This window comes from Pseudomonas sp. Rh2 (assembly GCF_040762985.1).
Classification (GTDB): domain Bacteria; phylum Pseudomonadota; class Gammaproteobacteria; order Pseudomonadales; family Pseudomonadaceae; genus Aquipseudomonas; species Aquipseudomonas taiwanensis.
Genome location: NZ_CP142890.1, coordinates 1,245,286 through 1,265,475, shown reverse-complemented (window position 1 = coordinate 1,265,475; position 20,190 = coordinate 1,245,286). Strand labels below are relative to the sequence as shown.

At 62.2% G+C, this 20,190-nt stretch carries 16 protein-coding genes; 9 read left to right on the top strand and 7 right to left on the bottom strand.

Translation table 11 applies throughout. The annotated features are described in order from the left end of the window. The first annotated feature begins 123 nt into the window (after positions 1-123). The 8 genes from VXM67_RS05690 (at position 124) to VXM67_RS05655 (ending at position 11,882) form a co-directional block, all read left to right on the top strand. Positions 124-1,512 carry a polynucleotide adenylyltransferase PcnB gene (locus VXM67_RS05690; protein WP_023378643.1) on the top strand — a complete coding sequence of 463 codons (1,389 nt, stop codon included), beginning with the start codon at positions 124-126 and terminating at the stop codon, positions 1,510-1,512. Beyond that, positions 1,509-1,988, top strand: a complete 480-nt coding sequence (gene folK / locus VXM67_RS05685) for a 2-amino-4-hydroxy-6-hydroxymethyldihydropteridine diphosphokinase (RefSeq protein WP_023378642.1) — start codon at positions 1,509-1,511, stop codon at positions 1,986-1,988. Before VXM67_RS05690 ends, folK begins: the two co-directional genes overlap by 4 nt. Positions 1,989-2,239: 251 nt before the next feature. Then, complete coding sequence (panB, locus tag VXM67_RS05680; RefSeq protein WP_023378641.1) at positions 2,240-3,040, top strand: 3-methyl-2-oxobutanoate hydroxymethyltransferase; 801 nt, start codon at positions 2,240-2,242, stop codon at positions 3,038-3,040. After that, complete coding sequence (gene panC / locus VXM67_RS05675; protein WP_023378640.1) at positions 3,037-3,900, top strand: pantoate--beta-alanine ligase; 864 nt, start codon at positions 3,037-3,039, stop codon at positions 3,898-3,900. The genes panB and panC overlap by 4 nt, the downstream gene beginning before the upstream one ends. A 268-nt stretch (positions 3,901-4,168) precedes the next feature. Beyond that, complete coding sequence (pgi, locus tag VXM67_RS05670; protein ID WP_023378639.1) at positions 4,169-5,833, top strand: glucose-6-phosphate isomerase; 1,665 nt, start codon at positions 4,169-4,171, stop codon at positions 5,831-5,833. Between the two features lie 188 nt (positions 5,834-6,021). Next, complete coding sequence (gene acs, locus VXM67_RS05665) at positions 6,022-7,956, top strand: acetate--CoA ligase (protein ID WP_367237551.1); 1,935 nt, start codon at positions 6,022-6,024, stop codon at positions 7,954-7,956. Between the two features lie 41 nt (positions 7,957-7,997). Beyond that, positions 7,998-8,867, top strand: coding sequence for an oxygenase MpaB family protein (locus VXM67_RS05660; RefSeq protein WP_023378637.1), 870 nt, complete (start codon positions 7,998-8,000; stop codon positions 8,865-8,867). Between the two features lie 78 nt (positions 8,868-8,945). Further along, entirely contained in the window at positions 8,946-11,882 is a 2,937-nt protein-coding gene (locus VXM67_RS05655) for a DUF748 domain-containing protein (RefSeq protein WP_367237550.1), read from the top strand. Positions 11,883-11,955: 73 nt separating this feature from the next. Here VXM67_RS05655 and VXM67_RS05650 read toward each other — a convergent pair whose 3' ends face one another. Then, positions 11,956-12,369, bottom strand: a complete 414-nt coding sequence (locus tag VXM67_RS05650) for a VOC family protein (protein ID WP_023378635.1) — start codon at positions 12,367-12,369, stop codon at positions 11,956-11,958. A 60-nt stretch (positions 12,370-12,429) separates the two neighbouring features. On the opposite strand from VXM67_RS05650, the gene VXM67_RS05645 reads away from it, so the two are divergent. Further along, positions 12,430-12,732 carry a putative quinol monooxygenase gene (locus VXM67_RS05645; RefSeq protein WP_023378634.1) on the top strand — a complete coding sequence of 101 codons (303 nt, stop codon included), beginning with the start codon at positions 12,430-12,432 and terminating at the stop codon, positions 12,730-12,732. A gap of 71 nt (positions 12,733-12,803) precedes the next feature. Here the strand turns inward: VXM67_RS05645 and VXM67_RS05640 are convergent, their stop codons facing one another. The 6 genes from VXM67_RS05640 to infB form a co-directional block, all read right to left on the bottom strand. After that, on the bottom strand, positions 12,804-13,154 hold the full coding sequence (locus VXM67_RS05640) for a BON domain-containing protein (protein WP_023378633.1): 351 nt from the start codon (positions 13,152-13,154) through the stop codon (positions 12,804-12,806). A 262-nt stretch (positions 13,155-13,416) separates the two neighbouring features. Further along, on the bottom strand, positions 13,417-15,522 hold the full coding sequence (gene pnp, locus VXM67_RS05635; protein ID WP_023378632.1) for a polyribonucleotide nucleotidyltransferase: 2,106 nt from the start codon (positions 15,520-15,522) through the stop codon (positions 13,417-13,419). A gap of 259 nt (positions 15,523-15,781) precedes the next feature. After that, a complete protein-coding gene (gene rpsO / locus VXM67_RS05630; protein ID WP_011532144.1) occupies positions 15,782-16,051 on the bottom strand; it encodes a 30S ribosomal protein S15 in 270 nt (89 codons plus the stop codon). A gap of 149 nt (positions 16,052-16,200) precedes the next feature. After that, the gene (gene truB, locus VXM67_RS05625; protein ID WP_023378631.1) at positions 16,201-17,118 is read right to left on the bottom strand and encodes a tRNA pseudouridine(55) synthase TruB; all 918 of its coding nucleotides are present in this window, start codon (positions 17,116-17,118) and stop codon (positions 16,201-16,203) included. A gap of 3 nt (positions 17,119-17,121) precedes the next feature. Beyond that, positions 17,122-17,520, bottom strand: a complete 399-nt coding sequence (gene rbfA, locus VXM67_RS05620; RefSeq protein WP_367237549.1) for a 30S ribosome-binding factor RbfA — start codon at positions 17,518-17,520, stop codon at positions 17,122-17,124. A gap of 116 nt (positions 17,521-17,636) precedes the next feature. After that, positions 17,637-20,174: a translation initiation factor IF-2 gene (gene infB / locus VXM67_RS05615; protein ID WP_023378629.1), complete on the bottom strand. Its 2,538-nt coding sequence runs from the start codon at positions 20,172-20,174 to the stop codon at positions 17,637-17,639. Between the last annotated feature and the right edge of the window lie 16 nt (positions 20,175-20,190).

Genomic DNA, 20,190 nt, shown 5'->3' with positions numbered 1-20,190 from the left:
CTCTCCTTCCAGCAGGCTTCCTGCGACCGCCTACACCATTCCCCGAGTAAATGCTAGAATCCCCGCCCATCATGCGGCCATTCTCCTATTCTTGGCCGAACATTCCTTCAAACAGTGCATCCCATGCTGAAGAAGCTGTTCCAGTCGTTCCGCCCGCCCGTACCGGGCCAGCACCACAGACGCACCACGCCTGAGGTGATCAACAAGAGCCAACACTCGCTGCAACGCCACCAGTTCAGCCGCCACGCGGTGAATATCGTCGAGCGGCTGCAAAGTGCTGGTTACCAGGCATACCTGGTCGGTGGCTGTGTCCGCGACCTGATGCTGGGCATCACGCCGAAAGACTTCGACGTCGCCACCAGTGCCACCCCCGAGCAGGTCCGCGCCGAGTTCCGCAATGCGCGCATCATTGGCCGCCGCTTCAAGCTGGTCCATGTGCATTTCGGCCGTGAGATCATCGAAGTCGCCACATTCCGTGCACCTCACTCCGAAGAAGACCAGGGCGACAGCCACCGTTCGTCACACAATGCCAGTGGCCGCATTCTGCGCGACAACGTCTACGGCACGCTGGAGGAAGACGCCCAACGCCGCGACTTCACCATCAACGCCCTTTACTACGACCCGGTCAGCGAGCGCATCCTCGATTACGCCAACGGTGTGCACGATGTCCGCAACCGCCTGCTGCGCCTGATCGGCGACCCAACCCACCGCTACCAGGAAGACCCGGTGCGGATGCTGCGCGCTGTGCGTTTCGCCGCCAAGCTCGACTTCGGTATCGAGAAGCACACCTACCAGCCCATTCGTGAACTGGCTCCGCTGCTGCGTGACATCCCGCCAGCCCGCCTGTTCGAGGAAACCCTCAAGCTGTTCCTCTCCGGCCAAGGCGCGATCGCCTTCGAGATGCTGGTCGACCTGCACTTGTTCGACCCCTTGTTCCCGGCCAGTGCCCATGCCCTGGAAGAGCGGCCGACCTACACCCACACCCTGATCAGCCAGGCGCTGAACAACACCGACCTGCGCGTCAAGCAAGGCAAGCCGGTAACACCGGCCTTCCTGTTCGCCGCCTTGCTCTGGCCAGCGCTGCCAAGCCGCGTCCTGCACCTGCAGAACCAGGGTGTACCGCCGATTCCGGCCATGAACGGCGCAGCCCACGACCTGATCGCCGAGCAATGCGCACGCATCGCCATCCCGAAGCGCTTCACGCTGCCGATCCGCGAAATCTGGGACATGCAGGAGCGCCTGCCGCGCCGCAGCGGCAAACGTGCCGACCTACTGCTGGACAATCCGCGCTTCCGTGCCGGTTACGACTTCCTGCTGCTGCGTGAAAGCGCCGGTGAAGACACCGACGACCTCGGCCAGTGGTGGACCGACTACCAGGACGCCAACGACAGCGAACGCCGCGAGATGATCCGCGAGCTGGGCAGCCGTGACGATGGCGCCGGTGCCGGCCCGCGCAAACGCAAACGCAGTGGCAGCAAGCGCAAGCGTGGCGGTGACGAGGCCTTCGATTGAACACGCGCGCCTACATCGGCCTGGGGAGCAACCTGGACCAGCCTGCCGAGCAACTGCGCAGTGCCTTGCAGTCGCTCGACCAGGTCGAAGGCTCCCACCTGGTCGCCGCATCCGCCTTGTATACCAGCGACTCGCTGCTGCCAGGCCAACCGCGTTACACCAATGCCGTAGCCGCCCTCGACACATCGCTTGAACCGCTGGCGCTGCTCGATGCCCTGCAAGCCATCGAAAATGACCAGGGGCGTGTGCGCAAGGAGCGCTGGGGCCCGCGCACGCTCGACCTGGACATCTTGCTGTTCGGCGACCAGGTGCTCGACGTACCGCGCCTGAAAGTCCCGCACTACCACATGCATGCACGGCCCTTCGTGCTGTACCCGCTGGCCGAACTGGTACCCGCGGACTTCCGCCTGGCCGATGGCCGCGCCCTCGCGCAGTTGCTCGCAGACTGCCCGTTCGTCGGGCTGGAACGCCTGTAATCCGGGCGCTCCAGACCAAGGTAACGCCAGTAACACCCGAATCGTAACAATGCGGTAACAGGGTGATTGACTTCCCCCACCTCGCTCACGACTATAGGCGTCCCGTGTGGCACCAAAGTGCCGCATACCCGTATCTAGGCCCGGACGGACCTGTGCCCGAACATCACAAGCGATGATGTGCCGCTCCGGAAGATGACTCAACGTGTTGGTCGCAGTCGTTTTTCAAAGCGCCTGAACGAGGATTTTCCTAAATGCCTGAAGTAACCCTGACCACCCTCCATGGCCTGAAGGCCAAGGGTGAAAAAATCACCATGCTGACCTGCTACGACGCCACCTTCGCCAAGGCGGCCAGCCAAGCCGGTGTCGAAGTGTTGCTGGTGGGCGACTCCCTGGGGATGGTCCTGCAAGGCCATGACAGCACGCTGCCTGTCACCACCGACGAAATGGCTTACCACACTGCCTGCGTCAAACGCGGCAACGATGGCGCCCTGATCCTGGCCGACCTGCCGTTCATGGCCCACGCCACGCCAGAGCAAGCCTTCACCAACTGCGCGACCCTGATGCGTGCCGGCGCTCACATGATCAAGATCGAAGGCGCGGCCTGGCTGGCCGAGACCATTCGACTGCTCGCCGACCGTGGCGTACCTGTGTGCGCGCACATGGGCCTGACCCCGCAAACCGTCAACGTGCTGGGCGGCTACAAGGTACAGGGTCGCCAGGAAGCCCAGGCGCGGCAAATGCGTGCCGATGCCATTGCCCTGGAGCAGGCCGGAGCGGCCATGTTGCTGCTCGAGTGCGTGCCCAGTGAACTGGCAGCTGAGATCACCCAGGCGGTCAGCATCCCGGTGATCGGCATCGGTGCGGGAAATGCTACCGACGGCCAAGTGCTGGTTTTGCATGACATGCTCGGCTTGTCCCTGAGCGGTCGCGTACCGAAGTTCGTGAAGAACTTCATGTCCGGCCAGCCAGACATCCAGAGCGCCCTTGCCGCCTACGTACAGGCCGTCAAAGAGGTCAGCTTCCCAGGTAGCGAACACGGGTTCAGCGCATGAATACAGTCAAGACCGTCCGGGAACTGCGTGCCGCCGTCGCGCGCGCGCGCAGCGAGGGCAAACGCATCGGCTTCGTGCCCACCATGGGCAACCTGCACAGCGGCCACGCCGCACTGGTGACCAAGGCGGCTCAACGAGCCGACTTCGTGGTTGCCAGCATCTTCGTCAACCCGCTGCAGTTCGGCGCCAACGAAGACCTCGACAAATACCCTCGCACCCTGGCTGCCGACCAGGAACGCCTGCTCGAGGCCGGTTGCAACCTACTGTTCGCCCCGACGGTCGAGGAAATGTACCCCGACGGCATGAGCGTGCAGACCCGCGTCAGCGTGCCGAACCTCTCCGAAGGCCTGTGCGGTGCCAGCCGACCGGGACACTTCGAGGGTGTGGCCACGGTGGTCAACAAGCTGTTCAACATGGTCCAGCCCGACCTCGCCGTTTTTGGCGAGAAGGACTACCAGCAACTGGCAGTTATCCGGGCGATGGTGCGTGACCTCAACATGCCGATTCAAATCATCGGCGAGCCGACCGTACGTGCCGAGGATGGGCTGGCGTTGTCATCGCGCAATGGCTACCTCACGCCCGAGCAGCGCGCTGTCGCGCCGGTGCTGTATCGCACCCTGAAACACATCAGCGAACAGATTACCCGTGGCCAAGTCGACTTCCCCGCGCTGGTCGAGGAAGGCAAGGCACAGTTGAACGCCGCCGGCCTGCGCCCGGATTACCTCGAAGTGCGCCACGCCGTGAACCTGCAACCGGCCACCTTTGGTGACCGTGACCTGGTGATTCTGGCTGCGGCTTACCTGGGTAACACCCGGTTGATCGACAACTTGTATCTGCACCTCGACGAAAAAACCGCGTAAGCCTGCTGCGATTGGGTGTGGAAGCGGCGTTGTGTCGCGATAGGGCTGCCCGGCAGCCCCCACCCTCTGATGCAGGGACGCTGGAATCCGGGGCTGCTACACAGCCCTACCGCGACACACGGCCGCTCCTAAAGGGATCGCGGCACGCCTAAATTCCCCTTCTCGCCCCATTCCCTGCGCCGGGCCATTGCCTATAATGATGGCCAGCCTGAACCCGGCAATCACTGCCCTGTCCAAGGCAACACCACGCACCAAGGAACCCTCCGCAATGGCGTATTACCGTACACCCCACGATGTTACGGCCCTGCCCGCCTGGCAGGCACTCCAGCAACACCGCGACGCCATGCAAGGCTTCAGCATGCGCGAAGCCTTCGCCAGCGATGCCAAGCGCTTCGACCAGTTCTCCCTGAGCAGCTGCGGCCTGTTCCTCGATTATTCCAAGAACCTGATCACCGAGCAGACCCGTGACCTGCTGGTAGGCCTGGCCAATGAGGTCGGCCTGCAGGATGCGATCAAGTCGATGTTCAGCGGCGAGATCATCAACGCTTCCGAAGGACGCCCGGTGCTCCACACCGCCCTGCGTCGTCCGGTCGGCGACAAACTCAGCGTCAACGGCGTCAACGTGATGCCGGAAGTGCACAAGGTACTGAACCAGATCACCGAGCTGGTCGGCCGCATTCATGATGGCCTGTGGCGGGGCTACAGCGAGAAACCGATCACCGACGTGGTGAACATCGGCATCGGCGGCTCGTTCCTCGGCCCAGAGCTGGTCTCCGAAGCCCTGCTGCCCTATGCCCAGCGCGGTGTGCGTTGCCATTACCTGGCAAACATCGACGGCAGCGAATTCCATGAGTTGTCGGCCAACCTGCGCGCCGAGACGACCCTGTTCATCGTTTCGTCGAAGTCGTTCAACACCCTCGAGACGCTGAAGAACGCCATGGCCGCACGTACCTGGTACCTCGCCCAGGGCGGCTCCGAAGCCGAGCTGTACCGCCACTTCATCGCTGTCTCCAGCAACAAGGCCGCCGCCGTGGCCTTCGGCATCCGCGAAGAGAACATCTTCCCGATGTGGGACTGGGTTGGCGGGCGTTACTCGCTGTGGTCGGCCATCGGCCTGCCGATCGCCCTGGCCATCGGCATGGCCAACTTCAAGGAACTGCTGTCGGGTGCCTACACCATGGACCAGCACTTCCAGACCGCGCCGTTCGACAAGAACATGCCCGTGCTGCTGGCCCTGCTAGGTGTGTGGTACGGCAACTTCTGGGGGGCATCGAGCCACGCGATCCTGCCGTACGACCACTACCTGCGCAACATCACCAAGCACCTGCAGCAGTTGGACATGGAATCCAACGGCAAGAGCGTGTTGCAGGACGGCAGTCCAGTGAAGACCGATACCGGCCCGGTAATCTGGGGCGGCGTTGGCTGCAACGGCCAGCATGCCTACCACCAGTTGCTGCACCAAGGCACCCAGCTGATCCCGGCGGACTTCATCGTACCGGTGGTGAGCTTCAACCCCGTGGCGGACCACCACCAGTGGCTGTACGCCAACTGCCTGTCGCAGAGCCAGGCACTGATGCTGGGCAAAACCCGAGAGGAAGCCGAGGCGGAACTGCGCCAGAAAGGCCTGAACGAGGCCGATATCGAGAAGCTCGCCCCGCACAAGGTGATTCCGGGCAACCGGCCGAGCAACACCCTGGTGGTCGAACGCATCAGCCCGCGCCGCCTGGGCGCCCTGGTGGCCATGTATGAACACAAGGTCTTCGTGCAAAGCGTGATCTGGGGCATCAATGCCTTCGACCAGTGGGGCGTGGAGCTGGGCAAAGAGCTCGGCAAGGGCGTCTACCAACGCTTGGTCGGCAGCCTGGAAGACAGCGCCGAGGACGGCTCGACGCAAGGCCTGATCAACTACTTCCGCGGCCGTCACCGCGGCTGATTCCGCGCCGACACCGGCTTGCTCGCGGGTGAACCCGCCTCTCCAGGTACTGCGCACGCCGTGAAGCGGCGCAGTACCCCTGGGTTCCTCCGCGAAGGGTCGGCACCAGTTGAACACCCCTCCAGCTACACTGTCCTATCGAATAGCCGAAGCAGTCCATCGCCCCGACAAGAGCAGGACAACCCGCCATGTTCGATATCCGCGATTTTCCCCAGGCGCTCGCCGTCAGCCAATCTGCCGCCATCACCCCCGACGACTACCGTCGCCTCTACCGTCAATCGGTCGAAGACCCCGAGACCTTCTGGGCCGAACAGGCCAAACGCCTGGACTGGATCAAACCCTGGTCAAGCGTGCAGCAGTGCGACATGAAAAGTGGCAAGGCGCGCTGGTTCGACGGCGCCCAACTGAACGTGAGCTACAACTGCATCGACCGCCACCTGGCCAAACGGGGCGAGCAAACCGCCCTGCTCTGGGAGGGCGATGACCCTGGCGAGTCCAAGGCCATCACCTACCGAGCGCTGCACCGCCAGGTCTGCCGCCTGGCCAATGCCCTGAAAGCGCGGGGCGTGAAGAAAGGCGATCGGGTCTGCATCTACATGCCGATGGTCCCGGAGGCCGCCTATGCCATGCTCGCCTGCACACGCATCGGCGCCATCCATTCAGTGGTGTTCGGTGGTTTTTCCCCTGATGCGTTGCGCGACCGTATCCTCGATGCCGACTGCCGTACGGTGATTACCGCCGACGAAGGTATCCGCGGCGGCAAACGCATCCCGCTGAAACAGAACGTCGACAAAGCCCTGGCCAGTTGCCCCAATGTCAGCAGCGTATTCGTCGTGCGTCGCACCGGCAGCGAAGTGGCCTGGATCAACCAGCGCGACCTCTGGTACCACGAGGCGACCGAACAGGCCGGCGACGACTGCCCGCCAGAGGCCATGGAAGCGGAGGACCCGCTGTTCATCCTGTACACCTCCGGCAGCACCGGCAAACCCAAGGGAGTCCTGCACACCACCGCAGGCTACTTGCTGCAGGCCACCCTCACCTTCAAGGTGGTGTTCGACTACCGCGAGGGCGAGGTGTTCTGGTGCACCGCCGATGTCGGCTGGGTCACCGGCCACAGCTACATCGTCTACGGCCCGCTGGCCAACGGCGCCATCTCGCTGATGTTCGAAGGCGTGCCCAACTATCCGGACACTTCACGCTTCTGGCAGGTCGTGGATAAACACAAGGTGAATATCTTCTACACCGCCCCCACCGCCCTGCGGGCGCTGATGCGTGAAGGCTCCGGGCCGCTGCAGAGCACCTCGCGTCAAAGCCTGAGGCTGCTGGGCAGCGTTGGCGAGCCGATCAACCCGGAAGCCTGGGAATGGTATTTCGAGGCAGTCGGGCAGAAACGCTGCCCCATCGTCGACACCTGGTGGCAGACCGAAACCGGCGGCATCATGATCACACCCCTGCCCGGCGCGCAGAAGCTCAAGCCAGGCTGCGCCACGCAACCGATGTTCGGCGTGCAACCGGTGCTGCTGGATGACAAAGGCAAGCTCATCGAAGGGCCCGGGGCTGGCATTCTGGCCATCAAGGCCAGCTGGCCGGGGCAGATCCGCAGTGTCTATGGCGACCACCAGCGTATGGTCGACACCTATTTCAAACCCATGCCAGGCTACTACTTCACCGGCGACGGTGCTCGGCGCGATGCCGAGGGTGACTACTGGATCACCGGTCGCATCGACGATGTAATCAACGTTTCCGGCCACCGCATCGGCACCGCCGAAGTGGAAAGTGCACTGGTGCTGCATGACAGCGTCGCCGAGGCGGCCGTTGTCGGCTACCCGCACGATCTGAAGGGCCAAGGGGTATATGCCTTCGTCACGCCCATGAACGGTGTCACCCCGGACGATGAGCTCAAGAAAGCGCTGCTCGATCTGGTTAGCAAGGAAATCGGCAGTTTCGCCAAACCCGAGCTGATCCAATGGGCCCCCGCACTGCCCAAGACCCGCTCGGGCAAGATCATGCGGCGTATACTGCGCAAAATCGCCTGCAATGAACTGGAGAACCTGGGCGATACCTCGACCCTGGCTGACCCAAGCGTGGTCCAGGGGTTGATCGACACACGCCTCAACAAATAACCGGCGGCCTGGGTTCATGGCCGCCCTGAAGACAGGTCGCCATGGAAACCCTACGTCGCCGCATCGAAACCCAGGTCATGAGCCTCACCGGGCTGGCGCTAGGCCAGCTCGACCTGGAGTCGCCCAAGGGCGACCCGGGCCTGTTCGGCCCGCACAGCATCAGCTGGCGCGTGCATGGCGATTTTCCCAGCATGCTGGTCGGTGGTATCAGCGCGCTGATGCTCCAATTGCTGCACCCGCTGGCACTGGCAGGGGTGTGGGATCATTCCAACTTCCGCCACGACCTGCTTGGCCGCCTGCGCCGCACCAGCCAGTTCATCTCGGGCACCACCTTCGGCTCCACCCGCGATGCCGAATGGCTGATCGAGAAAGTGCGCACCATTCACCTCAAGGTGACCGGCGTCGCACCCGACGGCCGTCCGTATTCCGCCAGCGATCCCGACCTGCTGACCTGGGTGCACGTTGCCGAGGTCAGCAGTTTCCTGGCCGCCCACTTGCGCTACCGCAATCCGCAACTGTCTCTTGCCGACCAGGATGCCTACTACGACGAGATCGCCCTGATCGCCGAACGCCTGGGCGCCCGCGATGTGCCGCGCTCACGCCAACAGGTCGAGGATTATCTGCAGCGCATGCGCCCACACCTGCAATGTGATGCCCGTAGCCTGGAAGTGGTAGAGATCCTGCTCAACGCCCCTGCCCCCAGCCGACTGGCCGAGCCGATCGGCAAGCTGATGCTGCAGGCAGGCATCGACCTGTTGCCGGAATGGGCGCAAGCCATGCTGGGCCTTGAGCAAGGCCCTTTACAGCGGCGCATGATCCGCCTGGGAATCGAACGCACGGCCCCCGTGTTGCGCTGGGCCATGCGCAATGGCTCCGCCCACCGGGCCAAACGGCGCATGGGCATTGAGTGAGGTCAAATGGTCGCCGCTGCGGAACCGATTTAACGTGCCATACTCCAACGACCCCTGCTTAGACAGACGAAGCGACACATGTACAAAGGATTGACTCGCGCCCTCGGCGCACTGCTGGCCCTCGTTGCCCTCTACAGCCTGCTCGGCTTCCTTATCCTCCCTGGCGTCGCCCTGCGCATCGCCAACCAGCAGTTGGCCCAATACGCCACGCTACCTGCGCACCTGCAACGTATCGAACTCAACCCCTTCAGCCTCGAACTGACGCTATGGGGCTTGCAGTTGGGTGAGCCTGGCAAGGAGCAGGTCGGCTTCGAGCGGCTGTACGCCAACCTGTCGCTGGACAGCCTGTGGAAAGGCGCACTGCACTTGGATGCGGTCGAGCTCGACAAGCCGCGCAGCGAACTGCTGTTCGCCAAGGACGGCACGCTCAACCTGACTCAGCTGTTCAAGCTGCCGCCCAGTGAGCCCAAGCCCGAGGAGCCACCGAGCGATCCGTTCCCCCTGCGCATCGGCAGCATCAAGCTCAAGGACGGCTACCTGCACTTCAAGGACGACCGCCCCAGCGAGCCGATCGAGTTCCTCTACGACGCGATGAATCTGGAGCTGAAAAACCTCAGCACCCTGCCAGATGACAACGCCGACATGACCCTGGTGGCCGCGGGTCCCAACGGCGGGCGCATCGACTGGAACGGCACGTTCAGCCTGTCGCCGATCGCCTCGGAAGGCACCCTGAAGGTCACCGACGGCAAAATGAAAGTGTTCTGGCCTTATGTACGCGATGCCGTACCGCTGGTGCTGGAAGACGGCGTGATCAACCTCGACACCCACTACACTCTCAACCTGTCCAAAGAAACACAGCTGTTGCTCGACAAGACCTCCGTGCGGGTCGCGCCCTTCGCCATCAAGGCGCCGGATGGCCGTCAGCTGGCGCGCCTGGCCAGCCTGGAAGTCAGTGATACGTCGATCGACCTGGCCAAGCAGTTGGTCACCGTCGGCAAGGTCCGCAGCGAACAGCTCGAAACCTGGGCAGCACGCGAGAAAGACGGCCAGCTCGATTGGCAGAAGCTGTTCGCCAGCCAGCCGGCCAAGGCCACCCCACAGGAGAAAGCCGAGCCCGCCGCCGCCGAGCCTACACCCGAAGAAAAAGCCGCCAAGGAGCCGGCCAAGCCCTGGCAGGTGCTGCTCAAGGACGTGCAGCTGCGCAACTACAGGGTGCACCTGGCCGACCGCAGCCAGCCGGAGCCCGTGGCACTGGACGTCGGCCCCCTGAACCTGGACTTGCAGGGCTTCGACAGCCTCAACCAATCACCCTTCACCCTGAAGCTCGACACGGGCGTCGGTAAACAGGGCAAGCTGCAAGCGGCAGGTCAGGTGAACCTGGCACCGGTCAGCGCCAAGCTCGATGTCAGCACCCGGGACATCGACTTGCGTGTCGCCCAGTCCTACATCAGCCCGTTCATCCGCCTGGAGCTGCGCAGCGGCATGCTGGGCAGCGACCTGAAGGTCGACCTCAAGAGCACCGAGCCACTGGCCTTCACGGTCGCCGGCAAAGCGCAGGTCAGCCAATTGCACACCTTGGATACCATCAAGAACCGCGATTTCGTGAAATGGCAGCAGGTCAACGTTGACGGTCTCTCGTACGTGCACGGCGACGCCCTGGCCATCGACAAGGTGACCCTGCTGCAGCCCTATGCCCGCTTCATCATCAATGAAGACCGCACCACCAATATTGACGACCTGCTGATCCCTCAACCGGCCAATGCCCCTGCCTCGGCCAAGGCCAAGCCAGCCGGAGGCGGCAGCGACAAGCCGCTGGGCATACACATCGGCCAGATCGACATCAACGATGGCTCGGCAAACTTCGCCGACCTGACCCTTACCCCGAACTTCGCCACCGCCATCCAGCAGCTTAACGGTCAGATCGGCACCATCGACAACCGTAGGCCGTCACCGGCCAAGGTCGATATCAAAGGCAAAGTCGACCGTTATGCGCCGGTTACCATCAAAGGTGCCTTGAACCCCTTCAACCCACTGGCCAGCCTGGACATCGCCACCAGCTTCAAGCGAGTCGAGCTGACTACGCTTACGCCTTACTCCGGCAAGTTCGCAGGCTTTCGCATCCGCAAAGGCCGGCTGAATCTCGACCTGCACTACCTGATCACCAATGGCCAGCTGAAGGCCGAGAACAAAGTGGTCGTCGAGCAGCTGCAATTGGGCGAGAAGGTCGACAGCCCGGACGCGGTCGATTTGCCGATTCGTCTGGCGGTGGCGCTGCTCAAGGACACCGAAGGGAAGATCTCCATCGAACTGCCGGTTGCGGGCGACCTGAACAACCCTCAGTTCAGCGTCATGCCCATCGTCTGGCAGACACTGCGCAACCTGGTGCTGCGTGCGGCACAGGCACCGTTCAAGTTCATTGGCGGGCTGATTGCCGGCGGCGGCGCGGAAGACCTTGGCAGCGTCGCCTTCGCACCAGGCTCCAGCGAACTGAGCGCCGATGCGCAGGCTGCACTGGACAAACTGTCGGCCGCGCTCAAACAGCGCCCAGAACTGCGCCTGGAGATCGAAGGCACCAGTGCCCAGAGCAGCGATGGCCCATTGATCGCTGAACAGCGCCTGGAGCGTGAGTATCAGGCCACTTGGTACAAGATCCTTCAACGCCGTGGCGACAAGGTCCCGGCCAATGCCTCGATGCTGGTAGTCGACGACAGCGACAAGCCCGCCATGCTCGAAGGCATCTACCGTAACAGGCTCAAGCAGCAGCCACCGGCCGAATGGGAGCAACTGAGCCGCGAAGAGCGCACGGCCAAGCTACGCGAAGCGGTGATCAAGTCCTGGGCTGAAAGCACAGCACTGTTGCGCACCCTGGGCCAGGAGCGCGCCAGCAGCATCAAGGACTATCTGGTCGACAAGGGCAAGCTCGAGGACGACCGGGTGTACTTCATCGACACCAACCTGGGGCAAGCCGAGCGCGATGGCCGCGTGGTGACGCCAATGCACCTGGACGCGGAGTGATCGCCAGGTCTTCATCGCCGGCAAACAGGCGCCTGTAGGAGCCCGTTTGCCGGCCAGAGAGCCACATACATCCTCACGCCAAACGCTGCCCCGACACCGCTGGGTGATAAAGCGGTTGGACCTTGTTGCCCGCCGGGTCAAGCAGGTGGAAGCTCCGGGCACCGTCGCCATGGTCGAAGGGCCGATCCAGCAGGGTCACGCCGTGTGCCTTGAAGTAGTGGTACCAGGCTTCCAGCTCCTGCACGGTATCGACGATGAAGCCGTAGTGATCCAGGGTCTGAAAACCGTTCGACGCGCCCGCCCCACGTCCAAGCGAAAGGTTGTCGTTGCCACAGGTGAGGTACACCAGGTCTTCGTTGGCCCGGTGCAGCACCTGCATTCCCAGCACGTCCACGTAGAAGCGCTCGCACTCCTCCAGGTTGGGCACCAGTAATGCGATATGACGCAGGCCGTTGAGTCGACCAGGACGGGTGGGTAATTCGGACATTCGCGCGGCTCCTATTTTGTATACAATTCGTTTGTGAATTTAAAACAAAAGGATCCGCTTGTGTACAGTCTCTTCATCAAGACCCGGGTTAAACCCGGTACCGCTGCCGCGTTCCTCAGCGCTATCAAAGCCAACGCTGCGGCTTCGGTGGCCACCGAGCCTGGTTGCCTGGTGTTCGACGTATCCCAGGACCGCGCTGACCCGGATCTGATCTACCTCTACGAAATCTACCGCGATGAGCACGCCTATGAAGCCCATACCCAGACTGCGCACTTTCGCGACAGCAGGCCGCTCGTCGAGCCCCTGATCATCGAGCAGGTGTGCTTCGAAAGCGATGTGGTAGCGCGAAACCCCGTCGCATAAAGAAAAGCCCCGGCCAATGCCGGGGCTTTCTTGAATGAGTGGCCAAATCCATTTGGCCGACGGGACATCCCTTACTCGGATTTCAGGCCATCGGCCGACACGGCCTGAACGCCCTTGATCTTCTTGGCGATGGCAATGGCCATTTCTTTCTGCGAATCGGTGATGGCAACGTCGGAAGAGAGCGAGACCACACCCTTGTTGGTTTCGACTTTGATATCGCTGCCAGGCACGCCTTTCTCGGTCATCAAGTCAGCTTTGACCTTGGTGGTGATCCAGGTATCGGAGGTTGCTTCCTTGGCTTTGGTCACCTCACCGGCCGCCAGCGTCATCGGGGCCTGGGTGGACTGCTGGGCGAATGCCGCGTTAGCCATGGTCAGGGTCAGAGCGGTAGCAGTAGCGGCAGCAATGGCGAACTTCTTCATTTAGGTCACTCCTGTTTGTCGAAAGGTCTGCGCCTTGATTCCTGGCGGCAGGTACAAGAGATATTGCACGGCATGTGCCAGCTTTTGCCTTTATAAAAAAACCAATTAAATCAATGACTTATAGAAAACCCCGGGATCGTTCATCGTGCATTTTGCACGCCGGGGGTATTTCCTGCATGCAAGATGCAAGTCCGCCAAATAGAATCGCACGCACAAAAAAAGGACCCCGAAGGGTCCTTCTTTCCAGCCTTTCGAAAAAGACTTAGACGCCCGATGCCTTGGCAGCGGCAACGTCCTTGATCGACAGCTTGATGCGGCCGCGGTTGTCCACGTCCAGTACCAGCACTTCGACTTCCTGACCTTCTTTCAGCACGTCGGTGACTTTCTCGACACGCGCATCGCTGAGCATGGAGATGTGCACCAGGCCGTCCTTGCCAGGCAGGATGTTCACGAAGGCACCGAAGTCGACGATGCGCTCGACCTTGCCCAAGTAGATCTTGCCGATCTCGGCCTCGGCAGTGATGCCCAGGATGCGCTGCTTGGCTGCATCGGCCGCTTCCTTGGTTTCGCCGAAGATCTTGATCGAACCATCGTCTTCGATGTCGATCGAGGCCTTGGTTTCTTCGCAGATCGCGCGGATGGTGGCGCCGCCTTTACCGATGACGTCACGGATCTTGTCGGTGTCGATCTTCATCGCGATCATGGTCGGAGCGTTGGCCGACAGCTCGCTGCGCGACTGAGCGATGACCTGGTTCATCTGGCCGAGGATGTTCAGGCGCGCTTCCAGGGCCTGGCCCAGGGCGATTTCCATGATTTCTTCGGTGATGCCGTTGATCTTGATGTCCATCTGCAGCGCGGTAACACCCTTGGCGGTACCGGCTACCTTGAAGTCCATGTCGCCCAGGTGGTCTTCGTCACCCAGGATGTCGGTCAGGACCGCGAACTTGTCGCCTTCCTTGACCAGACCCATGGCGATACCAGCAACCGGCGCCTTCATCGGTACACCGGCGTCCATCAGGGCCAGGGAAGCACCGCAGACCGAAGCCATGGAGCTAGAACCGTTGGATTCGGTGATTTCCGAAACCACACGGATGGTGTACGGGAACTCGGTGTCGCTCGGCAGCATGGCCTGAACGCCACGACGCGCCAGACGGCCATGACCGATTTCACGACGGCCAGCACCGCCCATGCGACCACACTCGCCCACCGAGAACGGCGGGAAGTTGTAGTGCAGCATGAAGGGGTCTTTCTTCTCGCCTTCCAGGGTGTCCAGCAACTGGGCGTCACGGGCGGTACCCAGGGTCGCAACGACCAGGGCCTGGGTTTCGCCACGGGTGAACAGGGCCGAACCGTGGGTTTTCGGCAGAACGCCGACTTCGATGTTCAGCGGACGCACGGTGCGGGTGTCACGGCCGTCGATACGCGGCTTGCCGTTGACGATGTTCTCGCGAACGGTGCGGTATTCCAGCTCGCCGAAGATCTCTTTGATCTGGCCAGCGGTCGGGCCGGTTTCTTCGTTGGCCAGACGGGCAACGGCCTGGTCGCGCAATTCGCCCAGGCGGTTGTAGCGGTCGGCCTTGATGGTGATGGTGTAGGCCTGCGAGATAGCCTCGCCGAACTCGGCACGTACCAGGTTGAGCAGTTCGGTGTTGGCGGCTGGCGCCTGCCAGTCCCAGGTTGGCTTGCCGGCTTCGGCGGCCAGTTCCTTGACGGCCTTGATCACGGCCTGGAACTCGTCATGGGCGAACAGGACAGCGCCCAGCATCTGGTCTTCGGTCAGCTCTTGGGCTTCGGATTCAACCATCAGAACGGCGGTTTCGGTACCGGCCACGACCATGTCCAGGCTCGAAGCCTGCAGCTGCTCGTAAGTCGGGTTCAGCAGGTAGCCGGTGCTCTCGTGGAAGGCAACGCGGGCGGCGCCGATCGGGCCTTCGAACGGAATGCCGGAAATCGCCAGGGCAGCCGAGGTACCGATCATCGCAGCGATGTCCGGATCGGTCTTCTTGCTGGTGGAGACGACGGTGCAGACAACCTGCACTTCGTTCATGAAACCTTCTGGGAACAGCGGGCGGATCGGACGGTCGATCAGGCGCGAGGTCAGCGTCTCTTTCTCGGAAGGACGGCCTTCGCGCTTGAAGAAGCCACCTGGGATTTTACCGGCGGCGTAGGTCTTTTCCTGATAGTGGACCGACAGCGGGAAGAAGCCCTTGCCTGGGTCGGCCTGCTTGGCGCCAACCACGGTCACCAGCACGGTGACGTCGTTGTCGACGGTGACCAGCACGGCGCCGGTCGCCTGACGGGCAATGCGGCCCGTTTCGAGGGTAACGGTCGATTGACCGAACTGGAACTTCTTGATTACCGGGTTCACGGTTTCCTACCTTTTTCAGTGGCTCTGGGGGAACTGGTTTCTTGCGAATTCTTGGGCAGAACGGGGAATCGGCCCCATTGACCGTCCAGATACAACACGAGGCTGGGAGCCTGGCTGCCCAGCGGAAAATCCGCTCGACATCACCAGGCTGCCAACCTCGGAGATACGCGTGGCGTGTTGGACGCCAACGCTGTACAGCATTGCTGCCATACAGCATCGAGCATGCAACACGCCATGCACACCACTGGCCAGGCCGCTATTAGCGACGCAGACCCAGGCGACCGATCAGGGCGCTGTAACGAGTGGTGTCTTTGCCCTTCAGGTAGTCCAGCAGCTTACGACGCTGGTTAACCATACGGATCAGACCACGACGGGAGTGGTGGTCTTTCTCGTTGGCCTTGAAGTGGCCTTGCAGCTTGTTGATGTTGGCGGTCAGCAGAGCAACCTGCACTTCCGGGCTACCGGTATCGCCGGCGGCTTGCTGGTATTCGGCAACGATCTGAGCTTTTTCTTCAACGCTGAGGGCCATTTGGCTTCTCCTGATAAACGGATCCCGCAAGCGGGGTCCAATAGGCCAGGGACAATATCCCCGTATTAATAAAAGAGGTGTGACCGTGCCTACTGACAGCCACCCTCGTATCCACAGGGCTCGGCGCAAGCCTGACCCTGTGTGTTCGGTCATTCCGACCGAATCAGTCGACGCGGCGCAATGCGCCCGTCCTCGCTCACCTCACCGATACCGATGAAGCGGGCATTGTGATCCTGTACCCGAACCATGCCGAATTGCGGCGCGTCCGGAGCACGCACGGCCTGCCCATGCAGCCAGTAGAACGCACTGTGCTCGGACAGGCGCACCAACGGCCAGTCCTGCAAGCCGCTGTCGGACGGCATGAGGAAGCGATCGAGCGCTTCGTTGCCCCCTTCGGCGTGGGCCTGCTCGAGTTCTTCGAGCGTTACCGTCTGCGCCAGCTCGAAGGGCCCGGCCTGGGTCCTGCGCAGCTCGGCGACATAGGCGCCACAGCCCAGGGCCTCGCCGATATCCTCCACCAGGGTGCGGATATAGGTGCCTTTGCTGCAACCGACGGTCAGGCGCGCACGGGTGCCTTCGCACTCGAGCAATTCCAAGCGGCCAATAGTAACAGAACGCGCCTCGCGCTCCACTACCTCTCCTGCACGAGCTAGCTTGTAAAGCGGCTGGCCGTCGCGCTTGAGGGCGGAGTACATCGGCGGTACCTGGCTGATTTGACCACGAAAACGCGGCAGCACAGCCTCGATCTCGGCGCGACCAACGGTCACGTCGCGAGTCTTGAGTACTTCCCCTTCGGCATCGCCGGTGCTGGTAGTCTGCCCCAGCTGCATGACCGTTTCGTAGCCCTTGTCGGAATCGAGCAGGTACTGCGAGAACTTGGTCGCCTCACCGAAGCACAGCGGCAGTACGCCGGAGGCAAGTGGGTCGAGGCTACCGGTGTGACCGGCCTTTTCGGCATTGAGCAACCAGCGGACTTTCTGCAGCGCGGCGTTGGAGGTGAACCCCAATGGCTTGTCGAGCAGGATGATGCCGCTGACATTACGGCGAATACGTTTGACCTGGGCCACCGCTTACTCCCCGGCGTCCGGCTTGTCGGCATCCTGGTGCAGACGGTCTTCGGCGACCGCGCGCTCGATCAGTGCCGACAGATGGGCACCACGGCTGACGCTCTCGTCGAAGTGGAAGTGCAGCTGCGGCACGCTGCGCAGTTGCATGACACGCCCAAGGTGCAGGCGCAGGAAGCTCGCGGCACTGGTAAGGGCCTTGAGGGTCTGAGGTACGGCGTTGGTCCCGTCCTGGCCCATGACGGTGATGAAGACCTTGGCGTGCCCCAGGTCGCGGCTGACGTCCACGGCGGTGATGGTCACCAGGCCGACGCGCGGATCTTTGACTTCACGGCGAATCAGCTCCGACAGCTCACGCTGCATCTGATCACCGATGCGTTGGGTACGGCTATATTCTTTTGCCATTCTTGCTACCTGTAACGTAAAGCGGCAAACGCCCGGTCAAGCTGAAGCCTGACCGGGCGCTACCTTCAGAGGCACTGCCAAACGCCCTGGGGCGAGGCCTGCGCCATGCCCACCCCTTACAGGGTACGAGCCACCTGGACTTTCTCGAAGACTTCGATCTTGTCGCCGACCTTGACGTCGTTGTAGCTCTTGACGCCGATACCGCACTCCATGCCACTACGCACTTCGGAGGCGTCGTCCTTGAAGCGACGCAGCGATTCCAGTTCGCCTTCGAAGATCACCACGTCCTCGCGCAGTACGCGGATCGGACGGTTGCGGTACACAGTACCCTCGATGACCATACAGCCGGCAATGGCGCCGAACTTCGGCGAGCGGAACACGTCACGGACCTCGGCGACACCCAGGATGTTCTCGCGAACATCGCTGCCGAGCATACCGGTCAGGGCCTTCTTGACGTCTTCGATGATGTCATAGATCACGTTGTAGTAACGCATATCCAGACCTTCCTGCTCGACGATCTTGCGGGCGCCAGCATCGGCACGCACGTTGAAGCCGAACAGCACCGCGTTGGACGCCAGCGCCAGGTTGGCGTCGCTCTCGGTGATACCACCGACGCCGCCACCGATGACACGAACCTGAACCTCGTCGTTGCCCAGGCCGCTGAGCGAGCCTTGCAGGGCCTCCAGAGAACCACGCACGTCGGTCTTGAGGACGATGTTGAGGGTCTTCTTCTCTTCCTGACCCATGGTCTCGAAGATGTTTTCCAGCTTGCCGGCGTGAGCACGGGCCAGCTTGACCTCGCGGTACTTGCCCTGACGGAACAGGGCAACTTCGCGGGCTTTCTTCTCGTCGGCAACCACGGACAGCTCGTCACCGGCTTCCGGCGTACCATCCAGACCGAGGATCTCGACCGGAATCGACGGACCGGCTTCCTTCACAGGCTTGCCGTTTTCGTCGAGCATGGCACGCACGCGGCCGTAGTTGGAGCCGACCAGGACCATGTCGCCCTGACGCAGGGTACCGTCCTGAACCAGGATGGTAGCCACTGGACCGCGGCCCTTGTCCAAGCGCGATTCGACCACGACGCCACGACCTGGTGCGGTCGGAGTGGCGGTGAGTTCGAGGATCTCGGCCTGCAGCAGGACGGCCTCGAGCAGCTCGTCGACACCGGTACCCATCTTCGCCGAAACCTTGACGAACGGAGTGTCACCACCCCAGTCCTCGGAGGTTACGCCTTCGACGGCCAGTTCGTTGCGGATACGATCGAGGTCTGCACCCGGCTTGTCGATCTTGTTCACCGCGACCACCAGCGGAACGCCAGCTGCCTTGGCATGCTGCACGGCCTCACGGGTCTGCGGCATCACGCCGTCGTCAGCCGCCACCACCAGGATGACGATGTCGGTGGCCTTGGCACCACGGGCACGCATGGCGGTAAACGCAGCGTGGCCTGGGGTATCGAGGAAGGTGACCATGCCGCGGTCGGTTTCCACGTGGTAGGCACCGATGTGCTGGGTAATACCACCGGCCTCGCCAGCAGCAACCTTGGCACGACGGATGTAGTCGAGCAGCGAAGTCTTACCATGGTCAACGTGACCCATGACGGTCACTACCGGTGCACGAGGCTCGGTCTCACCTTCGAACTTCAGCGATTCGGCCAGGGAGTCTTCCAGGGCGGTGTCGCTGATCAGGGTGACCTTATGGCCCAGTTCTTCAGCGACCAGCTGAGCAGTTTCCTGGTCGAGCACCTGGTTGATGGTGACCGGGGTACCCAGCTTGAACATGAACTTGACGACTTCAGCGGCTTTCACCGACATCTGCTGGGCAAGTTCGGAGACCGTGATGGTCTCGCCGATGGTCACGTCACGAATGACGGGGCCGGTCGGGTTCTGGAAGCCATGCTGGTTACGCTTCTTCGGCTTGCCCTTGCCACCGCGACCGCGACGGAAACCATCGCTTTCTTCATCGGTGGTGCGTGGCGCGGCACGAGGCGTAGGAGCTTTTTCTTTCTCCTTGACCTTGACCTTGATCGACACGCGCGGGGCTTCGCCACGACGCTCGCCGCCACGACGGTCTTCGTCGCGAGTGCGGCTTTCGTTGCGACGAGTCTCGTCCTTCTTGCGCTCGGCAGCGCGTGCGGCAGCGTCTTCGGACGCTGGCGCCTCGGCCACTACCGGAGCAGCAGCTGCAGGGGCAGGCGCCGGCTCTGCCTTGGCCGCAGGGGCCGTAGCAGTGGTTTCGGCGGCCTGGCGACGGGCTTGTTCCTCGGCGCGCTGGCGAGCCTCGGCTTCAGCCTTCTCGCGAACGGCGTTCTCGGCCGCACGACGCTCTTCCAGTTCACGCTTCTGCTCAGCCTGGATCTCTTCCGGGCTGCGCTGCACGAATACTTTCTTCTTGCGTACTTCTACGCTGATGCTCTTGCTACCGGCTACACGCAGGGTGCTGGTGGTTTTGCGCTGCAAGGTGATCTTGCGCGGCTCTTCCGCCTTGCTCTTGTGGCTGCTCTTCAAATGGGTCAGCAAAACCTGCTTCTCGTTATCGGTCACTACCTGACCGGCGTCGGTGTGCGGCAGACCTGCCTCACGCATCTGCTGCAGCAGGCGCTCTACCGGTGCCTCGACCTCTTGGGCCAGTTCTTTCACCGTGACTTGCGTCATGCACTTCTCTCCTCAG

Coding starts and splice junctions, on each gene's coding strand:
- VXM67_RS05660 (WP_023378637.1), top strand. CDS start 7,998: ATGGAAACCCTACGTCGCCGCATCGAAACCCAGGTCATGAGCCTCACC.
- VXM67_RS05640 (WP_023378633.1), bottom strand. CDS start 13,154: ATGAAGAAGTTCGCCATTGCTGCCGCTACTGCTACCGCTCTGACCCTG.
- VXM67_RS05650 (WP_023378635.1), bottom strand. CDS start 12,369: ATGTCCGAATTACCCACCCGTCCTGGTCGACTCAACGGCCTGCGTCAT.
- panC (WP_023378640.1), top strand. CDS start 3,037: ATGAATACAGTCAAGACCGTCCGGGAACTGCGTGCCGCCGTCGCGCGC.
- acs (WP_367237551.1), top strand. CDS start 6,022: ATGTTCGATATCCGCGATTTTCCCCAGGCGCTCGCCGTCAGCCAATCT.
- VXM67_RS05690 (WP_023378643.1), top strand. CDS start 124: ATGCTGAAGAAGCTGTTCCAGTCGTTCCGCCCGCCCGTACCGGGCCAG.
- rbfA (WP_367237549.1), bottom strand. CDS start 17,520: ATGGCAAAAGAATATAGCCGTACCCAACGCATCGGTGATCAGATGCAG.
- rpsO (WP_011532144.1), bottom strand. CDS start 16,051: ATGGCCCTCAGCGTTGAAGAAAAAGCTCAGATCGTTGCCGAATACCAG.
- panB (WP_023378641.1), top strand. CDS start 2,240: ATGCCTGAAGTAACCCTGACCACCCTCCATGGCCTGAAGGCCAAGGGT.
- pgi (WP_023378639.1), top strand. CDS start 4,169: ATGGCGTATTACCGTACACCCCACGATGTTACGGCCCTGCCCGCCTGG.
- VXM67_RS05655 (WP_367237550.1), top strand. CDS start 8,946: ATGTACAAAGGATTGACTCGCGCCCTCGGCGCACTGCTGGCCCTCGTT.
- infB (WP_023378629.1), bottom strand. CDS start 20,174: ATGACGCAAGTCACGGTGAAAGAACTGGCCCAAGAGGTCGAGGCACCG.